The 21534-nt window shown below is 70.7% G+C and carries 19 protein-coding genes; 9 read left to right on the top strand and 10 right to left on the bottom strand.

The features are described 5' to 3' along the window. The first annotated feature begins 97 nt into the window (after positions 1 to 97). Positions 98 to 355 carry a hypothetical protein gene (locus BM417_RS36295; protein ID WP_093603868.1) on the top strand — a complete coding sequence of 86 codons (258 nt, stop codon included), beginning with the start codon at positions 98 to 100 and terminating at the stop codon, positions 353 to 355. 149 nt (positions 356 to 504) lie between these two features. Here BM417_RS36295 and BM417_RS36290 read toward each other — a convergent pair whose 3' ends face one another. The 6 genes from BM417_RS36290 to BM417_RS36265 all read right to left on the bottom strand — a co-directional run bounded on the left by BM417_RS36290 (position 505) and on the right by BM417_RS36265 (position 6216). Then, complete coding sequence (locus tag BM417_RS36290; RefSeq protein WP_245822429.1) at positions 505 to 732, bottom strand: heavy-metal-associated domain-containing protein; 228 nt, start codon at positions 730 to 732, stop codon at positions 505 to 507. Positions 733 to 758: 26 nt separating this feature from the next. Further along, complete coding sequence (locus BM417_RS36285; protein ID WP_093603936.1) at positions 759 to 1787, bottom strand: urease accessory protein UreH domain-containing protein; 1029 nt, start codon at positions 1785 to 1787, stop codon at positions 759 to 761. An 83-nt stretch (positions 1788 to 1870) separates the two neighbouring features. After that, a complete protein-coding gene (locus BM417_RS36280) occupies positions 1871 to 2248 on the bottom strand; it encodes a DUF6153 family protein (RefSeq protein ID WP_143138954.1) in 378 nt (125 codons plus the stop codon). A 36-nt stretch (positions 2249 to 2284) separates the two neighbouring features. Next, on the bottom strand, positions 2285 to 4588 hold the full coding sequence (locus BM417_RS36275) for a heavy metal translocating P-type ATPase (RefSeq protein WP_093603864.1): 2304 nt from the start codon (positions 4586 to 4588) through the stop codon (positions 2285 to 2287). Continuing rightward, positions 4585 to 5982 carry a multicopper oxidase family protein gene (locus BM417_RS36270; RefSeq protein WP_093603862.1) on the bottom strand — a complete coding sequence of 466 codons (1398 nt, stop codon included), beginning with the start codon at positions 5980 to 5982 and terminating at the stop codon, positions 4585 to 4587. Before BM417_RS36270 ends, BM417_RS36275 begins: the two co-directional genes overlap by 4 nt. A 24-nt stretch (positions 5983 to 6006) precedes the next feature. Further along, on the bottom strand, positions 6007 to 6216 hold the full coding sequence (locus BM417_RS36265) for a DUF2933 domain-containing protein (protein WP_093603860.1): 210 nt from the start codon (positions 6214 to 6216) through the stop codon (positions 6007 to 6009). A gap of 159 nt (positions 6217 to 6375) precedes the next feature. Between BM417_RS36265 and BM417_RS49985 the strand changes: the two genes are divergently transcribed. Beyond that, positions 6376 to 6507 (top strand): hypothetical protein, encoded by a 132-nt coding sequence (locus BM417_RS49985; protein ID WP_281251391.1) that lies wholly within the window; start codon positions 6376 to 6378, stop codon positions 6505 to 6507. Positions 6508 to 6573: 66 nt separating this feature from the next. On the opposite strand, the gene BM417_RS36260 is transcribed toward BM417_RS49985, so the two are convergent. Next, a complete protein-coding gene (locus BM417_RS36260; RefSeq protein ID WP_143138952.1) occupies positions 6574 to 8013 on the bottom strand; it encodes a sialidase family protein in 1440 nt (479 codons plus the stop codon). Positions 8014 to 8951: 938 nt separating this feature from the next. Here BM417_RS36260 and BM417_RS36255 point away from each other — a divergent pair. From BM417_RS36255 to BM417_RS36245, 3 genes are read left to right on the top strand one after another with little or no spacing between them, the layout of a single operon-like run. Next, the gene (locus BM417_RS36255) at positions 8952 to 9140 is read left to right on the top strand and encodes an aroma-sacti cluster domain-containing protein (protein WP_093603856.1); all 189 of its coding nucleotides are present in this window, start codon (positions 8952 to 8954) and stop codon (positions 9138 to 9140) included. Between the two features lie 37 nt (positions 9141 to 9177). Beyond that, on the top strand, positions 9178 to 10950 hold the full coding sequence (locus BM417_RS36250) for an AfsR/SARP family transcriptional regulator (RefSeq protein WP_177320789.1): 1773 nt from the start codon (positions 9178 to 9180) through the stop codon (positions 10948 to 10950). Next, entirely contained in the window at positions 10940 to 11833 is an 894-nt protein-coding gene (locus BM417_RS36245; RefSeq protein WP_093603852.1) for a DUF6895 family protein, read from the top strand. Before BM417_RS36250 ends, BM417_RS36245 begins: the two co-directional genes overlap by 11 nt. Here BM417_RS36245 and BM417_RS36240 read toward each other — a convergent pair. Continuing rightward, positions 11776 to 13080 carry a TfuA-like protein gene (locus BM417_RS36240; protein WP_093603850.1) on the bottom strand — a complete coding sequence of 435 codons (1305 nt, stop codon included), beginning with the start codon at positions 13078 to 13080 and terminating at the stop codon, positions 11776 to 11778. The genes BM417_RS36245 and BM417_RS36240 overlap by 58 nt on opposite strands. Continuing rightward, entirely contained in the window at positions 13077 to 14189 is a 1113-nt protein-coding gene (locus BM417_RS36235) for a YcaO-like family protein (RefSeq protein WP_177320788.1), read from the bottom strand. Before BM417_RS36235 ends, BM417_RS36240 begins: the two co-directional genes overlap by 4 nt. 259 nt (positions 14190 to 14448) lie before the next feature. Here BM417_RS36235 and BM417_RS36230 point away from each other — a divergent pair, with 259 nt between their 5' ends. The 4 genes from BM417_RS36230 to BM417_RS36215 are packed head-to-tail and all read left to right on the top strand — an operon-like array spanning position 14449 to position 20161. Next, complete coding sequence (locus BM417_RS36230; RefSeq protein ID WP_093603848.1) at positions 14449 to 17556, top strand: ATP-binding protein; 3108 nt, start codon at positions 14449 to 14451, stop codon at positions 17554 to 17556. Beyond that, positions 17549 to 18412: a S8 family serine peptidase gene (locus BM417_RS36225; RefSeq protein ID WP_093603846.1), complete on the top strand. Its 864-nt coding sequence runs from the start codon at positions 17549 to 17551 to the stop codon at positions 18410 to 18412. The genes BM417_RS36230 and BM417_RS36225 overlap by 8 nt, the downstream gene beginning before the upstream one ends. Next, positions 18409 to 19068, top strand: coding sequence for a GAF domain-containing protein (locus BM417_RS36220; protein ID WP_218164672.1), 660 nt, complete (start codon positions 18409 to 18411; stop codon positions 19066 to 19068). Before BM417_RS36225 ends, BM417_RS36220 begins: the two co-directional genes overlap by 4 nt. Then, a complete protein-coding gene (locus BM417_RS36215) occupies positions 19061 to 20161 on the top strand; it encodes an ATP-grasp domain-containing protein (RefSeq protein WP_093603842.1) in 1101 nt (366 codons plus the stop codon). The genes BM417_RS36220 and BM417_RS36215 overlap by 8 nt, the downstream gene beginning before the upstream one ends. On the opposite strand, the gene BM417_RS36210 is transcribed toward BM417_RS36215, so the two are convergent. After that, the gene (locus BM417_RS36210; protein WP_093603840.1) at positions 20156 to 21529 is read right to left on the bottom strand and encodes an MFS transporter; all 1374 of its coding nucleotides are present in this window, start codon (positions 21527 to 21529) and stop codon (positions 20156 to 20158) included. The genes BM417_RS36215 and BM417_RS36210 overlap by 6 nt on opposite strands. Positions 21530 to 21534: the final 5 nt, after the last annotated feature.

The raw sequence follows: 21534 nt of genomic DNA, 5'->3' as shown, positions 1-21534 counted from the left end.
AGCCGAGTGCTGTCGTCTCGCACTAAGGCCAAGCTTCACTGCCACAGTCGCGAAGCCCGCATCAGTTGTTACTTCATCGACACGCCCCGACTGTCACATGCTGGTGAGCCTGGCGGTGGCGTTCCCGATGCCGCGAGTGAAGTCCGCAGAGCACGGGGCGCCGGGCACCGCGCTCACCATGAGCGGCTCCTCGATCGACGTCCGGATCTCACGCCTGCGCGCCGGAGGGCGTCCCGCTGGTCGCGTGCGCCAGCTGGTGAACTGCGCAGTCGCCGGGGCGATCACCCTTGCGCTGCCTACCGTTGCCGCCTCCGGCGCGGTGCTCACGGTGGTCGCGTTCGCCTGTCCTGCCTGACCTGCGGCGAACCTCGGCACATCGCGTGCCATCTCTACTACGGCAGACAGTAGCCAGCGCGCTGCGGACACGATGTCTTCGTCCGCTCAAGCACCTTGTCCGCAGGTCGCCGAACCAGACCGGCCGAGCGCTGTCCGCACGCGCGGAGGCTAGCTGTCGGTCCCGGTCAACGAGGCCGTGTAACCCAGTTCCTCGATGGCACTGATCACGTCCTGAGGACTGCTGCGACTCAGGTCCAACTCGACAGTGCTTCGTCGTAGCTTCACCGACGTCCGTGCCTCCACCACGCCGGGCAGATCCTCCAGGGCGTCGTCGATGAGCAAAGCGCAGCTGCCGCAATGCATACCGGCAACTTCGAACACGTGTGTCGTGACCACAGTGGACTCCTTCCTCAGACGGCGTTTCAGGCGATGTCGATGACGCCGGTGTACATGCCCATACCGCAGGCGTAGCCCACTCGGCCTGGCTCCAGCACGCCGAGGTCGATGCGTGTTTCACCGTTGACCGGCAGGATCTTCTCCTGATCCCGGACGACGAAGGACCTCACACAGCCCTGAGCCTTGTCCGACTTCACCACCAGGGTGGTCGGCAGCCCCGCCTGCGCTTGCACGTTGTCCGGACTGTAGGCGCCTGTCCGAGCGGTGATCACGACAGTCTGCTTTCCGTCCGCCACGGTGACAGCCGTGGTGTCGGCCGGACCGTCGCTGTCTGTGGCCGCCTCCACGATTCGGCTCGCCGCGAAGGGCGCACCGGCGAGCTCAAGCCCGCCGTTGAGCGTGTAGAGCCCCGTCGCGACGACCACGAGTCCGGTCACCACGCTCAGCCGTCCCTTCCAGACGGTCGCCGCTTTGCGGGCGGCGTAGCCGAGGATCGCGAACAAAGGTGCGGTACCGAGCACGAACACCGCCATCGTCGCGGCTCCCATGAGCGCTGAGCCGGAGGTGAGCGCGAGCGCCTCCACGGACAGCGTGACCCCGCACGGGATCAACACGGTGACGAACCCCAGCACAGCCGGTGCGATCGCCGACTGTGAACGGGCGCGGCTTCGGACGACCTTCGACCAGGAGGCCGGCGGTTCGATCACGATGCGGCGGAAACCGGGTACGCCGAGCTGCGCCAGTCCGAACACCACGACCAGCAGCCCTGCGCCGATCTGCAACCAGGTGCGGATGCCGACCTCGATCTCGACGACGCTGCCGAGGGCACCGAGCAACGCGCCCAGCAGAGTGTGGGAGACGAGCTTGCCCGCGAGGAAACCGCTCACGGGGGCCAGGTCGTCACCGAGCCGGCCCCGCCAGTCGCGCGGGGTGCTCTGAGATCCGACAGCGGCGCGTTGGCGAGTGATCAGACCGGTGAGCAGGCCGCCCTGCACGGCGGCACAGGACACACCGCCGGCGAACAACCCGGTGGCGAGAACAGGAACGAGGTTCACGAACAACTCCTGCGGAGAAGGAAGAGGAGAGGGAGGACCGCACGTCCAACAACCGCGCACACCGCGGTGTGGACAGACCTCTCCTAAATCCGCAGCAAACAGAGCCTTGTCAGGCTCGGAGCACGCGACTGCGCGCTCTCCGGCCTCGACACCGAACCAACCGCGTTCGTCACGACAGTTGTTCGCACAGCAGGCAGTGCCAGGACGACAGCTGCCGCCGCGACCGCAACGAAGAGCAGGAGACACGCGGTGAGCGACTCGCCCGTGCCGGTGCCCATGTCCGGATCGGATTCGTGCTCGCCCATCGGCATGACCATCGTCGAGCTGTGTGAGCCTGGCATGGCGATGCTCATGCCATCGCTGCACTGCACGCCCACCATGAAGGCCAGCCCGGTGAGCACGGCGACGACGACGAACCGGGCGAAGTGTTCTCGCCCGGTTCGCGCGCCGATGGCTGTCATGGCCGGCATTCTACGAAGCCGCGCGTAAGTCTCCTGTCAGGATCTACTAGGTGAGGTAGTTGGGTGGTCGGCGACGGCCGCGGGCAGCCGAAGTCGTTTGAGCGCCAATGCATTCACCGCGACGATGAGACTCGAGCCGGACATCGACAGCGCGGCGATCTCCGGGCGCAGCATCAACCCGAAGGCCGGCTCGAAGACACCTGCGGCGATCGGCAGGGCGATGGTGTTGTAGCCGATGGCCCAGCCGAGGTTCTGGCGCATCTTGCGCACCGTGCCGCGGCCAATGCGCAACGCGGTCGGGACGTCCAGCGGATCGGAACGCATCAACACCACATCAGCGGTCTCGATGGCCACGTCGGTGCCCGCGCCGATGGCGATGCCGAGGTCTGCCTGGGCCAGCGCCGGAGCGTCGTTGACGCCGTCGCCCACCATCGCGACCTTGAGCCCGGACCGCTGCAACTCGGCCACCTTGGCGGCTTTGTCACCAGGCAGCACCTCCGCGATGACGGTGTCGATGCCGAGCCGCGAGGCGATGCGTTCCGCGGTCGCCTGGTTGTCCCCGGTCAGCATGACGACCTCGACGCCGAGGTCGTGCAACGCCTCGACGGCGGCCACCGACGTCTCCCGCAGGGCGTCCGCGATGCCGAACACGCCCACAGCCACGCCGTCGACCGCGGCCAGCACCGCGGTGCGGCCGGTGGCGGCCAGTTCGTCCCGGCGTGCCGCCAGGGATCCGAGGTCGATGCCTTCCCGCTCCAGCAGTCGCCGGTTGCCGACCACGACGCGCCGTCCGTTCACGTGGGCGATGGCGCCGTGCCCTGGCACGTTCTCGAAGCGCTCGGCGCGCGCCCCGTCGAGGTCGCCGGCGCGGCGAACGATGGCCTCGGCGAGCGGGTGCTCGGACTCGCGTTCGACCACCGCGACGATCCGCAGCAACTCGGCCTCGGCGAAGCCGTCAGCGATCACGTCGGTGACCTCGGGCTCGCCCTTGGTGAGCGTGCCGGTCTTGTCCATCACGACGACGTCGATGCGTGCCGAGACCTCCAGCGCCATCGCGTTCTTGAACAGCACGCCGCGCTTGGCGCCGAGCCCGGTACCGACCATGATCGCGGTCGGGGTCGCGAGGCCGAGGGCGTCCGGGCAAGTGATCACGACGACCGTGATGGCGAACAGCATCGCGGTCGCGAACGAGGCGCCCGAGAGCAGCCACGCTCCCAACGTCAGCCCACCACCCACCAGTGCGACCAGCACCAGCCAGAACGCCGCCCGGTCGGCGAGCCGCTGCCCTGGCGCCTTGGAGTTCTGCGCCTCCTGGACGAGCTTGACGATCTGGGCCAGCGCGGTGTCCGAGCCGATCTTGGTCGCGCGGACGCGCAACGTGCCGTTGGCGTTGATCGTGGCACCGACGACGGCCGAACCGGGTGCTTTGTGCACCGGCAGGCTCTCGCCCGTGACCATCGACTCGTCGACCTCGGACTCGCCGTCCTCGACGACACCGTCCACCGCGATCTTCGCACCCGGTCGCACCTGGAGCAGGTCGCCGACCGCGACTTCGGCTGTCGGCACCTCGACCGGCTCACCGTCGCGCAGGACCACGGCCTTGGGCGGTGCCAGGTTCAACAGGGCACGGATCGCGTCGTTCGCGCCACCTCGGGCACGCATCTCGAACCAGTGTCCCAACAGGACGAACGCGGCCAGTACCGTCGCGGCCTCGTAGAAGACCTCTCCCCCGCCGGTGCACGTGATCACCACGGAGTACAGCCAGCCCGCGCCGACCGCCACAGCGACGAGCACCATCATGTCGAGTGTCCTGGCGCGCAACGCACGCCAGGCACCGTCGAAGAAGATCCAGCACGAGTAGAAGATCACCGGCAGGCTGAGCACCAGCGACCACACGTCCGCGCGCATCCCGAACGGTGTGGGCAGGTGCAACCCGAAGACGTCAGTGCCGATCGGCGACCACAGCACGATCGGGATGGAGAACAGCAACGCCACCAGGAACCGGTTGCGCATGTCGGCGACCATCGCGGCCATCGACATGCCGGTGTGCCCGCCGTGGCCCATCATCTCGTGCGGCGAGTGCTCGGCGCCCGGTTCCGCGGCCGGATCGCAGATGTGATGCGGCACCGACTGGCCGGCACAGTGGTAGCCGCAGTCGATCACCCACTGCCGCAGGTCCGCCACGGAGGTCACGGCCGGGTCGAAGTGCACGGTCGCCGTCTGCGCGGCCGGGTTGACCTCGACGTCGTGCACACCGGCTTGCCTGCCCAGCTTGGCGTTGACGACGTTCTGCTCGGACGCCCAGTGCAGTCCGCTGACGTCCAGCACCACGGTGTTCATCGAGACTCCTCGTAACCAAGCGCGGTCATCATCCCTGCTTCGGCGTGGTAGGCGTTGTGGCAATGGACCATCCACTGGCCTGGGTTGTCCGCGTCGAACTCGCACGCCACCGTCTGGCCAGGCCGCACGATCACGGTGTCCTTGCGCGGTCCGCCGAGCTGGAAGGTGTGGCCGTGCAGGTGCATCGGGTGCCACATCATCGTGGTGTTCGCGAACTCCAGCCTGACTCGCTGTCCACTTCGGACACGCGCTGGGGTGAGGTCGCCTGTGCGGCCGTTGATGCCCCACTCGTAGCTCATCATTCCGCCGGTCAACGCCATCCGGTGCACCACGTCCGGCTTTCTCGCGGACAGCGGCGCTACCGCCCTGAGCTCGTCGTACGTCACGACCTTGCCGTCCAGCTCTGCGGGCCGCACGTCGGGAACGGCGCCGGAGCCGGTGCGCACGATGGCCCGTGCGGTGGCGTTCTTGCCTTCCGCGAGCGCCACCAGCCCGAACGCGCCGTCTCCCAGGGTGACCAGCACGTCGTAGCGCTCGCCCATCCCCATGATCAGGGCGTCGGTGTCCACCGGAGTGACGGGGAAACCGTCGGTGTGGGTCACCGTCATGCGATGTCCGCTCAGTGCGACCCGGTACGCGGTGTCCGCGGCCGCGTTGATGAAACGGATCCGCACGCGGTGGCCAGGTTTCGCGGCGAACGTGACGGGAGCTGCCGCGACGCGGCCGTTGATCAGGTGGTGTGGATGGGGCACGTCCCCGCCGAGCCCGGTCATGCCGTGCATCGAGTGCCCGCCGCGCCGGCGCAGTCCGGCGAGCACCTCGTCCGGGTCCGTGCCGGTCCCGTCGAGCCAGTCGTCCAGCACGATCACCCACTCCGCGTCATACCCGCCGGGTTCGGCCGGGTCCTCGACGATCAACGGCGCGTACAGGCCGCGGTCGAGTTGAGTGCCGGTGTGCGGGTGGAACCAGTACGTACCGGGCGTGGGCGCGACGAACCGGTAGGTGAAGTCCTCCCCCGGCTTGATCGCGGCCTGCGTTACGGGAGGCGCGCCGTCCATGTCGTTGCGCAGCGCCAGTCCGTGCCAGTGGACCGACGTGTCCGCGGGCAGCCGGTTCACCAACCGGGCCTCGACGAGGTCGCCCGCGCCGACGCGGATCTCCCTGCCGGGCAGAGCGCCGTCGTAGGTCCACGTGTCGACCACCGGACCGCCGAGATCGACCTGGCTTCTGGTCGCGGTCAACGTGACCGCACGGGTGCGGCCGGTGCCACCGCGGGCCGACTCCGTGCGGCTCACCAGTGGATCGGTCGGCAGGATCAGCGGGTTGCCGGACGTACACCCGGCCAGTCCGAGTGCGACGGTGCCGAGAAAGGCCCGGCGAGTGAACGGGCTCATGTCGTTCGCGGCCAGTACGCGGCATCAGCCATCACGATGGCCGGTGGTGTGGTGGTCCTGCTTCTCCTGGTCAGATCCGCCGCCGTGGCCACGCATCATGAACATCATCATCAGCGGGCAAGCCAGCACGAACAGGCCGAACAACATCGTCTGGAGCGGAACCCCGGCGAATGCGAGGCCGACGATCAGGATCGCGAGTGCGATCGCGTACAGCCCGAGGTGTTGACGTTTCATGACGTCCTCCTCTGCTACCTGGACGTCTTCGAGCCTCGTCGCCTGAACCGGCGATCATCAGAGCACCACGTCGTGACCAGCGGAATTCGAAGGTCCCGCTCGCAACGCGACGTTGGCCTCTACTATCCAGCTTAGGAGGAAACCGGCCGCGGCGAGGGCGTGGACGCAGTAGGCGGCGAGCTCCTCCGGCGCGACGTCCTTCCGAGCGCCGGCGGAGCGCCCGTAGTGCTGGTCGTGGCGATGGCGCTCGCGGTCTACAAGCCGCGCGGTGTCACCGGCCCCAGAATCTGAAGGCGGGCAGCAAAGTCGCCTCCGCAAGCACAGGGTGCGGGCGAGCCGCCCGCACCCGTCACGCTGTCAGCTGTGGTTCAGGCGCACGGCGTGGACGTCGGCCCCGTCGTTGCCGGTCGAGGTGAAGAACGCGATGGTGTCGTTGCCCGAGATCGTTTCGAGTCCCATGTAGTCGCCGAGGAACAGTCCCCTCGGATCGCCTGGCGCGAAGTACGAAACCGGTGCGGTGTAGTGGTTGAACGGCCCGTGCAGGTGCTGTTCGGGCTCCCAGGTCTGGGTGCCGTCGTGCGAGTGGCGGACCCAGATGTCGGTGGTGGCGATGCCGTCACCGGGCACGTTGTTCCGGTCGTCCCAGTAGGTCAGGGTGACCATGCCGGTGTCCGACACGTCGATCGCGTGGTTGTAGGACTGCACGCCCGCGCCACCGGCGGCGACCACGGTCGGGCCGCTCCAGTGCCTGCCGCCGTCGGTGGACTTGACCAGCACGACCTTGTTCAGGGCGGTGCCCAGGCCGTCGGCCCACACGACGTGGACCGCGCCGCTGGTCATGTCGACCGCGATGTCGGGCAGGTAGTCCTCGGCGCGGATCGGGAAGTCGTCGTCGGGCACGACCAGCTGGGCGAACGTGATCGGCGCGATCTTCGCCGGCGCCGACCAGTGCAGCCCGGCGTCATGGGAGGTCATGACGCCCATGTAGACGCCCTTGTCGTTGAGCCCCGCGCCGGTGAAGAGGTTCGCGGCGACGTCGTACAGCGTGCCGTCCGGGCCTACCGCGATCTGGTTGCCCTGCATGTAGGTGTTCGAGTCGCGCATCGGCACCGGTGTGGACCACGTCAGCCCGCCGTCGGTCGTCCGGGAGAACATCGGCTTTCCTCGATAGGCGAACGAGTGCAGGTCCGCGATCGGGTGCTGACGGCCGTCGTTGGGGTAGCTCCCGCGGAGCCACGTCGCGTACGCGTAGCCGGGGCGGGTCGGATCGCCGGTGATGGAGACCTTGTCGTTGAAGACACCCCGGTCGCCGAGGTCCTCCTGGATGATCTGCGGCGGCCGCCAGGTGCCGGCGGCTCGGTCGAAGCTGGTCACCGAGATCGCGGACAGGCCGAGTGCGGCAGAGTCGATCGGCTGGCCGATGAAGTAGGCGTTGCCTGCCTTGTCGTAGGTCACCCACGGGTCGGTGACCCTGCCGAACCGGGTCGGGCCGCCCTGGCAGCCGCTCCACGGCACGTCCGGCAGCTTGGTCCAGCTCGCGCCGCCGTTGTGCGTGATCCACGAGGACAGGCCGCGCGCACCGCCGTCCGGCCACCGGTCCTGCTGGGTCACGCCGATCATCTCGCTCGGGCTGGCCGGGTTGACCGCCACCTGCGGCTCGACCTCGGTGTTGTCGTAGGCGGCGGCGAAGTCCGCCGACGCGCCGTACGGGCAGGCTGTCAGCGTCGACGCGCCGCTGACCAGCACATCGGCGCCGAGCGAGAAGGGTGCCGCCGAAGCCCCGGTTGTCGTGCTCAAGAGAATCAGAGGGACGACCGCCGCAGCCGCGGTGAGCCGTCTGGTCGCATGCATAGAGGTACCTCCGCATGTCTGGGTTCCCCCTCATGGGTTAATCGTCGTTGCGGACCTGATCGTTGCGCATGCGATTGGGCGGTTCAGGTGGGTGCGCTCGGCACATCGCGGACCGGAATCAAGCTGTAGTCGCCTGGCACCAGGGCGATACCAACCACTGGATCGGCGTGGTGCCGGGGGCGTAGACGGACCTTCCGGTGCTCGTGGAACGTACTCGGAACGACTTTGGCGGAACCGTGCGCCGGCCCCGGAGAACCCGGCGAGCCATTCCTGGTCCACCATGGAATTTCACATCGGGCGAATCGGCGACAGGAAAGACATTCGGTAAACCCGATGCAAAACAGGCGGGCATGACCAGAAATCGTCCCCCAGTCCCGCCAAATGGGTGACGAAACGAGATGCAGGACGGGGACGGAGCGCAGGCGGGGTGCACGTGAGGCAGTCGAGCGAAGCTGGGGACTTCACCGCCCACCGGGAGGTGACCTCTCTGGAACTGCCCCGCTGCCGTCCACGTTCGGTGCGGGTACCGCACGCCACGCAGGGTGTTGGCGCCGGGTGGGGGTGGCGCGGGAAGATCGTTGTCAGCGCTTCGCCCGTGTCCCGCCATTCGGTCGATTGACTGCGCAGTTCGGCGGCGAGATTCTTGATATGGCCCCTGAGCGGGGGTTGCGATCGAGCAGGCACATTGCGCGTTGACTTAGACGCCGAAGAAGGCGAATAAGAATATTTCCTTTCTCCGGCGTCATTCGTCGCGATGCGTGAGTGTGTCCTGAGCGCGGGCCGGACCCAGCCGGTCCGAGGCTTGTCGAACGGCTCCCGCTGCGGGTCCGGACATTGACGGGTGTCCATTTAGGACATCTCCGGGCACTGCGAGGGAGCCCATCATGACGTTCGACGCACTTGCCGCATTACGCGAGGCAGGGAACCCGGTCGACATGCTCGCCGCGGAGCAGCGGGACGTGTTCGCCCAGCTCACCGAGGACGAGGTGGCGGTGCTGAACTCCGTCAAGAGACGGCTGGACGCCCTGTCGGATCCCGATGTCGAAGGCCACACGAGCGTAAAAATCGCCTAGAATGGCCGGCTTACCACCGACGGCGAGCAGGCCGGAGGTGCGTTTCGGGATCCTCGGTCCCATGCGGGTCGAGGCGCACGGCGACTCCCTGGACGCCGGGCCGCGCAAGCAGCAGATCGTGCTCGCCGCCCTGCTGTGCCACGCGAACTCGCTGGTGTCGGTCGACGCGCTGGCCGAAGCCCTGTGGCTCGGCTCGCCGCCGAGGACGGCACGCAAGAACATCCAGGTGTACCTGTCCACGTTGCGCGGGATGATCGGCACGGGGCCAGGTTCCCGGATCCGCCACCAGACCGGCGGGTACGTGCTGCACGTCGAACCGGTCGAACTCGACTCGCTCCGCTTCGAGCAGTTGGTGCGGGACGCGGGGAGGCTGCGGCGCGTGGAGTCGCCCGCGGCCGTGGCCGAGGCGCTGGCCGGCGCTCTCTCGCTGTGGCGCGGCAAGGCGCTCGACGGGATGCGGGACGTGCCGTTGCTCGCCGCCGCCGCGAAGCGGCTCGACCGGCAGTTCCTCGCCGCGATCGAGGACTGGGCCGAGGCCGAGATCGAGATGGACTGCGGTGCCGGCACGGTGGAACGCCTTGCCGAGGTCGCGCAGCAGCACCCACTCCGCGAGCGGCTGCGCATCCTGCAGATGACCGCGCTTTGCCAGGCCGGCCGGCAGCCCGAGGCGCTGGCGGTCTACGACGAGATGCGGCGCTCGCTCGCGCACGAGCTCGGGCTGTCACCGAGCTCCGCGCTCGAGTCGTTCTACCAGTCGGTGCTGCGCGGGCACGTGCCCGCCATCCGCACGGCCAGCCGGCCACCGCGCCGGCTGCCCTGGGACCCGCCGAACTTCACCGGGCGGACCGAGACCACCCGGCAGCTGACCGACGCGGTCGCCCGCGGCAAGCACCGGCTCGTCGTGGTGACGGGACCGCTGGGTACCGGCAAGACGGCCCTCGCTGTGCATGCCGCGCACCGGCTCGGTGACCGGTTCCCGGACGGCCGGTTCTTCGTCCGCTTGCACGACGCCGACGGAAAACCCCGCCCGGTCGAGCAGATCGTCGCCGAGTTCCTGCCACCCTCCCTGCTGCAGGGGGCCTGGAGAGGGCGGCCGGACGACTACCTGCGCGCCGGGCAGAGATGGCTCGCGAGGCACCACGCCCTGGTCATCCTCGACGACGCCCGTCGCGAGTCCGAGATCCGGCCGCTGCTGCCGGAGACCGGGGACAGCGCGGTGATCGTCACGGCACGCTCCAGGCTGGCGAGCCTCGACGCCTTCCGGCTGACGATCCCGCCGTTGTCGGTGCACGCCGCGCTGGAGTTCCTCCAGCAGACGATCGGCTCGCGCCGGGTGGCCGCCGACCCGCACTCGGCCGAACGCATCGTCCTGGCGACCGGGCTGCTGCCACTGGGCCTGAGCCTGGTGGCCGAGCGGCTGGCGCTGCTGCATCACGTGCCGCTACGCGAGTACGCGGCACGGCTCACGGGCACGCCCTCCCTGCTCGACGAGCTGAACGCGGGCGAGACGACGATCCGGCTGCGGCTGGCGGAGGCGATCAGCGAACTGCCGCGGCACGCCCGCCAGTGGGTGGCCCGGCTGGGCATGCTGTCCGAGGCGGTGTTCACGCTGAGCGAGGCGGCCGCCGTCCTCGACGCGGACGAGCGCACGGCGGTGCGCGTCCTTGAGAGCCTGCTCGAAGCGAGCCTCATCACCGTGCCGAGCACGGAGACGTTCGCCCACGCGGTCCGCTACGAGATGCCGCCGCTCACCTACGCCTACGCACGGGAGATGGCGGCGGCACAGGCAGGAGGCTCCGGTGTCCGGTGACTTGGCGCGGTTGCGCGCGGGCACCTGTGGCTGGGTGCGGCGCAACGCCGACTTCCTCGACTCGCCGTCGGGACGGGCCGAGCTGCCCACGGTGCCCCGAGCCAAGGCGTTCCTGCAGCTGGCGGGGCTGGCGCGCTGCTGGGACCGGGTCCGGTCCGGCGACCCGGACCTGGCCGAGGTCGGCGCCCTGGTCCGGCGGGTGTGGCCGCGGGACGAGCTGCCGGACGCGCTGGCCGCCAACCCGCGCTACGCAAGTCAGTTCAGCCTCATGTACTGCGCGTTGGCGCCGGCGGCGGCCGAGCGGAGCCGGGCAGGGCTCGCGCGGCTGACGGCCGACGGCTACCTGTCCATGGTCACCGGATCGCCGTACCTTCGCCTCGAAGTCGCGTACTACGCGGACATGGCCGGGGTGGCGCACGGGAACGGCTCCTACCGTGAGCTGTACGCGGCGAGCCTGCTCGCCGCACGGGCCGAAGCGCTGCCCATCACCGACGCCGACGCGTGCACCGTCGCGCACACGATCTTCTACCTCAGCGACTACGGCCTGCGGGCCCCGGATCTGGACCGCTCCGACCTCGACCGGGCGCGGCACGTCGTCGTAGACCTGACCTCGCACTACATCGAGCGCCAGGAATGGGACAACGTCGCCAAGTTCGTGCTCTCACAGTTCTGCCTCGGCCTGGATCCGGCCCGCACTCCGTCGGGAGCGGCGGGCATCCGCATGCTCGCCGGAGTCTGGGCCGAGTCCGGGGCGATCCCCGCCAAGGCGATCGGGCTGACGCCCGGCCCGGCGGCGACGCCGACCGAGCGCTTCCGCAAGGCGTATCAGGTGACGCTCATGACCGCGCTCATGGCGCTGATGGTCTCGTCGGCCCGCACGTAACCGGCGAACGGCGCGGCGATCCCGCGCAGTGTGGGCAGATCGGGAATCCCCCGGTCCCACGCCTGCGGCTCCAGGTCGCCGGGTGCACAACCCCAGACTGCGGCGACCACATCGTCGATCTCCTCGGCGCCGGGCCGGCCCCGGTCATGGCGACGGGCGGCGAGGACGACGGCCCGGCCGGCGGCCAGCGACCGTTCGGTCCGCAACTGCGGCGGCAGGTCCCACCTGCTCGGGGCCCAGCGGCGCGCGGCGCCGAAGGCCCGCACCAGGAACGTGATGAACACGTCGTCCGACGGCCTGGCCAGGTCACGTTCGGTGAGCCAGCCGCCGGGCTCCGGGAGCCGCAGCCCCCTGGCCCTGGCAACGGCGACGGCGCGTTCGGCCACCCCGGGGTGGTCCGGCGCCATCCCGGCGACCCAGGACAGGACGTGCCGGCGGTGGTGGTCGCGGAACCCGGGGTGGAACAACCGGATCGCGGCACCGGCGTCGGCGTCGGAGACCCACTCCCCCTCCGCCGTCCCGCCGTGGTAGCGGTGCTCCCACATGTCGAAGATCCACGTGTGCACGTTGCGGGCCGGCTCATCACCCGGTCCCGCGGGGCGCAGGCCGGGGTCGCCCGTGGCAGCCGCTGTCAACAGCAGCCTGGCGTCGGCGGCCTTCAGGTCCGCGTCGTGCGCCGACCGCCAGGCCCGGAACCGTTCCGCCGTGTCCGCGGGCATCCGCGTCTCCACCGCCCGGAAGCTGCGGGACCGGAACGGCAACGCGATGGCCTCGGCGAGCGCCAGGTCCGCCTCGGCCGGGCTGAGCACCCCGGCGGCGGCCGCGTCGCGCAGCGCGACCCGGATGCCGACCGCCGGGTCGCTGTACGCGCGGTGACCGTCCTCGGCGGTGCCGTGCACGATGGCCACCTCGTCGTCCCCGTCGATCTCCCCGTCGCGGTACAACCGGAACACCTCTCCGTACCCGCGCATGCCGAACCGCCACAGCTCCGCGGCGCGCAGCGCGCCCATGCTGGAACTGCCGGCCACGACCACCCCGCGGTTCAGCAGGTACATGATCTCCCGGTGCCGCACCGACGCGGTCTGCAGGAACAACCCGTCGATGATCAGCACCGTGTCCCCGGCGCGCGCGCCGAGCCGCAGCAGGTCACCGTGCCGCACCGGCGGCAGGATCCGCGCGTGCGGCAGGAGCGCCTCGACCTGTGCGCGGGGCAGCGTCGGCCCGACGAACACCGTGCACGTGGTCATGACGAGGCCTGTCCGAGGTTTCGCAGACCGGGGGTGAACACCTTGACCGCGGGGATCCCGATGTCCTCGTGGGTCAGCCGGACCGCGAACGGCTCGAAGCCGGTGGCCGCCGCCACCAGGGACGCGCAGTGCCGGATCACCGACCGCAGGTCGCCGTCGTCGACCCAGCCGTCATGATCGCGGACATCGGCCAGCGCGGCGGGCACGACCGGCTCGGCCATCTCCCGGTAGGCGACGCCGTCGATGTCGTCCCGGGCTCCGGAGATGGCCGCCAGCCGGGTCAGCACGGCCTCGCCCAGCGCACGGCCCAGCGCGATCTCCGGATTCAGGTGACAGGCGAACCCGGCACAGCGCATCGGCACGTCGCACGACCAGATGGTGGCGGTGTAGCACGGCAGCCCGGTGGGCCCGGTGACGTCCCGGACCGCCACGGTGCACTCCGCCGCCCGCAGAGCGGCGTAGATCTGGCTGGTGACCGGATCGTCGCAGGTACCAGGGTCCACGTAACGCCCGGGCCGGGTGTGGCGCCCGACCAGGCTCGCCCGTTCGATGAGCTCGAGCAGACCGTGCAGCACCGCTTCGGCCTCCGTGTTCCCGGTGGCCAGGCCCTCGCTGGTGGCCCGGAAGAGCACGGTGGCCCAGTCCCGCGGCTCGGTGCCGTCGAGCCGGATGCTGTCGACGGGCGCCAGGATCTCCCGGCCCGTGAGCAGGCCGTAGCCGCTCGCCCAGTCCAGCACGACCTGGGACGTCAACGGCGACCGCGAAGCCAGGATCAATCCCCGCACGTCGTAGCCGAGATCCAGCGCCGCCGCCGGAGCGCGGGCCACGACGGGCAGGCGGAGGTTCTCGGCGTGCCAGGCCTCGATGCTCTCCATCACCGCGCTGACCCGTGAATGTGGCACGGTCACGCCGAACCCCATGCTGACCGCGTAGGCGAGGCCGGCCGGACGGTAGGCCACGTGGACCGGCAGCCCGATCTCGTCCAGCCTGGTGATGTCGGCGACCCTGGTGATGCCGAAGCGTTCCAGCGCAGGCTCCACCCGCTGCCAGGTCCGGGCCGGGTCGACGGCCCGGTACGCGCCGGTCCGATAGGCGATGGCCTCCGGCATGGACGGTCCTCCCGAGGGTCGCTGACGGCTCCCGTCCTCATCAGCGTGATCTCCGCGCGAACGCCTGTCGATGGTCACCGGCGGTGGCTTTACCGGTTTCAAACCGGTGGTTGTGCGTTTCAGAACCCACGAAAGCGATGTTTCTCGCACGCCCCTTTTCCCGCACACAGCCGGAAGAGCCACCATCACGGAGGTCACTGTGAGCGTGGACCACGTCGGCCGGCACCCCGGCACCCTTCCGGTCTGAAGGCGTCGCGCGATGACGTGCGCCGCATGCGGCGGCCGCACCTCCGAGTCCGATCGCTTCTGCGCGAGCTGCGGTGCCGCTCTGGGGGTTCCCGCCGCGCCCCAGGAGGCGCGCAAGAAGGTGTCGGTCCTGTTCGTGGACATCGTGGGGTCCACTCAGCTCGCGGAGCGGCTGGACCCGGAACCGCTGCGCGAGATCATGGACGCATACTTCGCCGCCTGCGCGGCCTGCGTCGCCGACCACGGCGGAGCGGTGGAGAAGTTCATCGGCGACGCGGTCATGGCCGCGTTCGGCGCCACTGTCGCCCACGAGGACGACGCGGTCCGTGCCGTTCGCGCCGCCGCGGCGGCGCTCGCCGCGCTGCGCGATCTCAGCGCCGAGTTCGCCGCTCGCTACCAGGTCACGCTGGAGGCCCGCTGCGGCGTCTGCACCGGCGACGTGGTCGTCATCATCAGGCCGGGCGGCGACTTCCGGCTCGTCGGGGACGCGGGCAACACCGCGAGCAGGCTCCAGAACGCCGCGCCGCCGGGCGGCATCCTCCTCGACGCCGGGACCGCCGCCATGGTCCGCTCCCAGGTCGGCATCGAACCCGTGGCGCCGCTGCGGCTGAAAGGCAAGGCGCAACCCGTTTCCGCCTACCTGGTCATCGATCCCGTGTCCGTCGGCGACGGGACCGGGCCGACGCCGTTCGTCGGCCGCGACGACGAGCTGCTGGAGCTGCGGCAGAGCTTCCGCCGGGTGGTCCGCGACCAGCAGATGCGGCTGGTCACCGTGCTCGGCGTGCCGGGGATCGGCAAGTCACGGCTGGTCAGTGAGTTCGTCGGCGCCCTGTCGGACGACCAGGCGCTGGTGTTGTCCGGGCGCTGCGCCGCCTACGGCAGGGGCATCACCTACAAGCCGCTGGCGGAGATGCTCGCCGCGTTCCCCGGCGGATGGCCCGTCCTGGCGGACCTGCTGGGCACCGGCGGCCTGGCGGCGCGCACGCTCGCGACGGTGATGGCCGCCGAGACGATCGGCAGCGAGACGGTCGGCACCGTGGACATCGCCTGGGCGGTCCGGTCCCTGCTCGACGCGCTCGGCCGGGACCGCCCGGTGGTCCTGGTCTGGGAGGACCTGCACTGGTCGGAGGAGACGCTGCTCGACCTGATCGACGACGTCGTGACCAGGCTGACCGACGTCCCGGTCCTGATGCTGTGCGTGACCCGCGGCGAGCTGCTCGAGACCAGGCCCACCTGGGGCGGCGGGAAGCCGTCGGCGATGACGCTCGAGCTGGGGCCGATGACGCACGAGGAGAGTTCGGTGCTGGTCGGCCAGCTGGCCATACGGGAGGACGTGTACGCGCACGAGCACACCGACACCTACGAACGCGTCGCGGCGCAGTGCGACGGGAACCCGCTGTTCGCCGAGCTGATCATGGACGTGTTCACTCAGACCGGTCTGGACGCCCAGACCCCGCCCACGATCCACGCGCTGCTCGGCGCCCGGCTGGACCAGCTGCCCGGCCAGGAACGCACGATGGTGGAGCTGGCGGCGATCATCGGCCGGGACTTCACCGGCGACGTGCTGCGCACCATGGCCGCGGCGGACGGGACCATCGAGCCCACGGCCACCGAGCTGATCGCCACGCTGGTCCGGCGCCGGATCCTGGTCCGCGGCTCGGCCGGGACGATCAGGTTCGCCCAGACCCTGTTGCGCGAGACCGCGTACGAGTTCACCCCGAAGACCCGCCGGCAGCGGTGGCACGACTTCGTCGCCGGGTTGTACGACGAGCGCGGGGACGCGCTGGCCGTGGCCTACCACGTGGAGGCGGCCTGGCGGCTGCGCAGGGAACTGCGGCCAGGCGACCCGGATCTGCCGCGGCTGGCGTCCGCGGCGGCCGGCACGCTGACAGCCGAAGGGAACAGGGCGCTCAACCGCAGGGACCTGCCGTCCGCGGTGCAGATGCTGGAACGCGCCAGGGAACTCCTCGCCGAGGGCGACGCCCGGCACACGGCACTCGCGCTGCACATCAGCGACGCGGGACTGTGGCTGTGGGACGTGGAGAAGTGCCTGACCGCACTGGCCGTCGCCGAGGCCGCGCTTCCGGGCGACCGGGCCAACACGGCGCTCTGCGCGATCCAGCGCGGCATCGTCTCGCTGCGGCTCGGGCTCTCGCCGCCCGGCCAGGTGGCGGTGGACGCGGCGGCGATCCAGGCGGACCTGGAGCGCGAACCCGGCGACGACCTGAGCCTGTGCCGGCTCCACTACCTCCAGGCCTGCCTGCATCTCGTCGGGGAACGGACCGCCGCGGCGGACACCGCGTTGCGGCTCGCGCTGACCCGTGCCCGCGCCATGGGAGACGGCTACGAGGAGGACCGGCTGCTGTGCGCCATCTGCGAGGTCGCGCAGTGGTCGCCGAGCCCGGTCGGCGCCGGGCTGGCGCTGTGCGAGACCCTCGCGGCCCGGTTCGCCGCCAACCGGGCGCTGCTGGTGCCGGTGCTCGTGACGTGGGCGAACCTGCTCGCGCTGGCAGGCGATCTGGAGGGCGCGCGGCGCAAGCTCGCGACGCTCGTCGAGCACGTCGACGAGATCCACGTCGACCTGGCGGCCGTCGCCGCACTGGGGGTCACCGGCGCGCTGGAGGCGCTGTCCGGCCGGCACGATCGCGCCGAGGTCTGCTACCGCCGCGCGCTGGACATCCTCCGGGCCGGCGAGCACGCCCCCGACACCCAGAACGTCGAGGTCCAGGTCGCCAGGGAGATCTTCGAGCAGGGCCGGCTCGGCGACGCCACCCGGGTCCTTGACCGGGTGATGGCCGGCGGCGACCCCAGCAGCCCGCGGGCCCGGATCGCCGCGACCGCGCTGCGTGGCCGGCTCGCGTCGGTCATGGGACTGCACGAGGCGGCGATCGGCGCCGCGACCGCCGCCCGGTCGTTGAGCGAAGGCACCGACGACCTGTGCCTGGCCGGGGAGACGACGTTCGACCTGGCGGTGGTGCTCCGCGCAGCCGGCCGGGCCGCGGACGCGACGGCCGCGGGATCGGCCGCCCTGCACGACTTCGAGACCAAGGGTGCCGAGGTCCTCGCCGGACGGGTCCGTGAGTGGCTGTCGACCGGTCCCTCGGAGGTACCTGGTGACTGACCTGCCGCCCTGGCGACGTCCCCCGCGCGACCACTTCCCCGGTGTGCCCGCCTGGGGCATGCCGTCGACGATGGTGCCGCAGGAGCGTGTGGCCTTCAGCCAGATCGGCCCGGTCACCCGCGACTGGGCGTGGGGCGGCGCCGACGGGAGCGGGATCCGGGTCTGCGTGCTCGACAGCGGTGTGGACGCGACGCACCCGCTGGTGGGCGGCATCGACCAGGCCATGGACGTGGTCCGGGACGACGACGACATGGTCGTGGTCCCGGTGGACCCCGTCGACGAGGCGGGCCACGGTACGGCGTGCGCGAGCGTGATCAGGCTGATCGCCCCGCGGGTCTCGCTCACCTCGGTGCGTGTCCTGGGCAACGGCAAGCACGGCACGGGCTCCGCGCTGCTGGCCGGGCTCAGCTGGGCCATCGACGAGGGCTTCGACGTCATCAACATGAGCCTGTCGACCGCCAAGGAGCAGTTCCGCGGCGCCCTGTCGGAGCTCACCGACCGCGCCTACTTCCGGCGATGCGTGATCGTCGCCTCGGCCCACAACATGCCCGTGCGGAGCTATCCCTGGCCGTTCGCGTCGGTGATCTCGGTGGCCAGCCACGACGGCCCCGACCCGATGACCTACTACTACAACCCCGCTCCGCCGGTGGAGTTCTACGCCCGCGGTGTCCGGGTGCGCGTGGCGTGGCCCGGTGGCCGGGAGATCCTCAGCACCGGCAACAGCCTGGCCACCCCGCACATGGCCGCGATCTGCGCGTTGATCCTCAGCAAACACCCCACGCTCACGCCGTTTCAGCTCAGGTCGGTGCTCTACCTGGCCGCCGAGAACGTGGCCGAACCGCAGGGAGGCTCATGATGGTCCTGGTCAACTCGTCCGGCCTGACTCAGCGCCGGCTTCTCCAGGCGATCGTGGAGATGGCCCGCAGCGTCTACGGTGCGGCCGCCGCCTCGGTGTTCCTGCTGAACCAGGAGACCGGGGACCTGGTCTTCGAGGCCGTGGCGGGCGAAGGCGAGGGGTGGCTGCCCGGGACGACCTTCCCGGCCGGCACCGGCATCGCGGGCTGGACCGTGATGTGCGGCCAGTCCCTGCTCGTGGACGACGTGTCCGCCAACCCGCAGTTCGCCCGCGACGCCGCCGAGTCCACGGGCTACCTGCCGCAGAGCATCATGGCGGCGCCGCTGTTCCGGGACGACGGTGAGTGCATCGGCGTGCTCGAAGTCCTGGACCGGGACAGCAGGCCGCGGCGTGACCAGGGCGACCTCGAGTCGCTCGGGCTGCTCGCCACCGGGACCGCGGAGGTCCTGGCGCTGCTGGTCCGGCTCCGGTCGCTGGAGAGCACGCACGACGACCGCGACGGAGCCGACGCCGGGGGCATGCCGGTGCTGCACCGGGTCGCCGACCGCCTCCCGGCGGCCTCCGAGCAGGTCAGAGCCACGGTGACCAGGCTCCTGCAGATGGCGGAGGACCTGCTGGCCGACGACGCGGCGGGTTCAGGCAGACCCGATGCCTGAGGCCGGCGCGACCCAGCCCGGCGAGTTCCGCTTTCCCAGCCAGGTCGTCGACGTCCACCCCCGGGCTGCCCGGGCCACCGCCCCGGCCCGGGCAGCCGGTTCGCGGCGCCGGCCGCAGCCGGCCGTGCTGCTGCTCAGCCGCGCCTGCGACGAGGAACTCGGCGGCGTGCAGGCCCTGCTCGCCACCGCGGGGATCCCGGTGGTCCGGGTCAACGCCGACGAACTCGCCGACGCCGGCCTGGTGATCGACGCCGCGGCCGGGACCGTGCGGACGGACAGCGGATGGTCGACCCCGACGGTGAGCTGGACCAGACACTTCTCCTGCCAGGCGATCGAGGGGACCGGTGATCCGGGCGACGACCTGTTCCTGCGCGAGTCCTGGCACGCGGCGGCGGCCGCGCTGGCCGGTCTCGCGGCCACGGACGTCGCACCCCCGCCGGGTGGCGTGCTCGCACAACTGCGGATCGCGCGGCTGCACCGGGTCTGCGTGCCGCGCACGATCGTGACCACCGACCTGGCCGAGGCGCGCGCCGCCTTCCAGTGCCGGCGGCTGGTGGTCAAGGCGGTCCACCGCCATTTCACCGAGGCCACGCCCGGCTGCCTGACCGGCCGCTTTCCCGCGGTCGTCGAACGGCGTGAACTGCCGGGCGGATCACGCGCAGGACCGCCTGTCATCGTGCAGGAACACGTCGAGCACGACGCCGAGCTGCGGATCTACTATCTCAACGGGCGGATCCACGGATTCGAGATCACCAAGGAGTCACCCGCCGACCCCTGGCTCGCGCCCGGCCGGGTCGGCGTCCGGCTGGTCACGCCGCCCGCCGCGGTCGCCGCCGCCACCCGGCTGCTCGCCACCGCGATGTTGCTGCGCTACGGCGCGTTCGACTTCCTCGTCCGCGACGGCACGCCGATATTCCTCGAAGTGAACCCCGACGGTGACTGGCGCTGGGCGGAGCGCGGTGCCGGGACGAGTGTGGTGACGCTCGGCGTCGCCGCGATGCTCGCCGACCTGCACCGGGAGGCGGCCCCCGCCGAGCATGCCCCGCCCTTCGAACTGCTCACCTTCCTCACAGTTCCGCCAGCGCGCTCATGACGTGCCGTCCGCCGGGTCGGGAACGGGACGGCCGGGTGGGTTCTCCGCGTCGGACAACGGAGCGACGACGGCTCGCCGCAGCGCGATCCGCGCGTACAGCCCGGAGGCGACGATGAGCCCTCCGGACACCAGGAAGATCAGGTCGACCGGCCCGAGCCGCAGGCCGGCCACCGAGACGCTGAAGTCCCGCAGGACCGAGCTGAGCAGCCAGCCCGCCACCAGGGTGGCCAGCATGCCGGCGAGCCTGGTGACCGGGGTGAACACGGCCGTCGTCCGGCCCACGTACTCCCGCGGCGCGGCACCGAGCAGCAACGGCGCCACGGCCGTGTTCACCATGGTCATCGGGATGGCGAGCAGGAACAGCAGGACCAGCCCGGCGGTGAAGTCGGTCTGGCGGGAGTAGACGGCCAGACCGACGCCGAGCAGGACGATGCCGACCCAGGTGACGTTGCGGGCGCCGAACCAGCCCACCATCCGGCCGGTGCACAGCGCCCCGATGACCCCGCCGATGCCGAGGGCCATGCCCATGTAGCCGTACAGGTGGGTCGACGCGTTCAGGTTGTCGGTCACGAAGAACACGTTCAGCGTGTCCAGCGGGGCTATCCCGTACTGGCCGATCACCGCGATGGACAGCAGGATCACCAAGGTCTTGTTGCCGCGGAAGAAGCGCAGGCCCGCCGCGAACTCGGTGAACATGCCGGCGTGTTCCCGTCGCGGCCGGCCGGAGATGGCCTCGGGCGACCTGGACGGCACCGAGCGGATCGCGACGAAGGAGACCACGTACGACAGCGCGTTGAACATCAGCGCCCACTGCACACCGACGGTGAACAGCAGCGGCGCGGCGAGCGGCGGCCCGATGATCGTCACCGTCTGGGCCGTCGCCTGGGCGATTCCCGCCGCCCGCGCCCGGTCGACCTCCCCGCTCACGATGTCCCGGATCAACGTGAACCGGGCCGGCTGGAAGAACTGGCTCGCGACGTTCAGCCCGAAGACGCTCAGGTAGATCAGGACGAGCCAGACCGCGATCGGCAGGTCGGACACCGGGACGAACACCACGACGGTCAGCAGTCCCGCCAGGATGCCGCGGACGACCTCGGTGCCCAGCGCGGTGCGGCGGGCGTCCCACCGGTCGACCAGCACTCCGGCGAGCGGGCCGACCACCAGCACCGCCACGCCGATCGAGACCAGGACACCGCTGACCGCGGCCGGCGCCCACGGCTGCTCCCTGACCAGCACCGTGCCCACCCACAGCATGAGTGTCGTGGTGAAGACCATGTCCCCCAACGAGGACACGGCCTGCCCGGACCAGAGGCGGGCGTACTCGGGGCTGATCAACGCCGAGTTGGTCAGCCGCCGCAGGGAGGACATCCGGG

This window comes from Lentzea waywayandensis, from assembly GCF_900115955.1.
In the GTDB taxonomy this organism is placed as follows: domain Bacteria; phylum Actinomycetota; class Actinomycetes; order Mycobacteriales; family Pseudonocardiaceae; genus Lentzea; species Lentzea waywayandensis.
The sequence above is the reverse complement of the archived record's forward strand: the minus strand, read 5'-3'. Positions and strand labels throughout refer to the sequence as shown.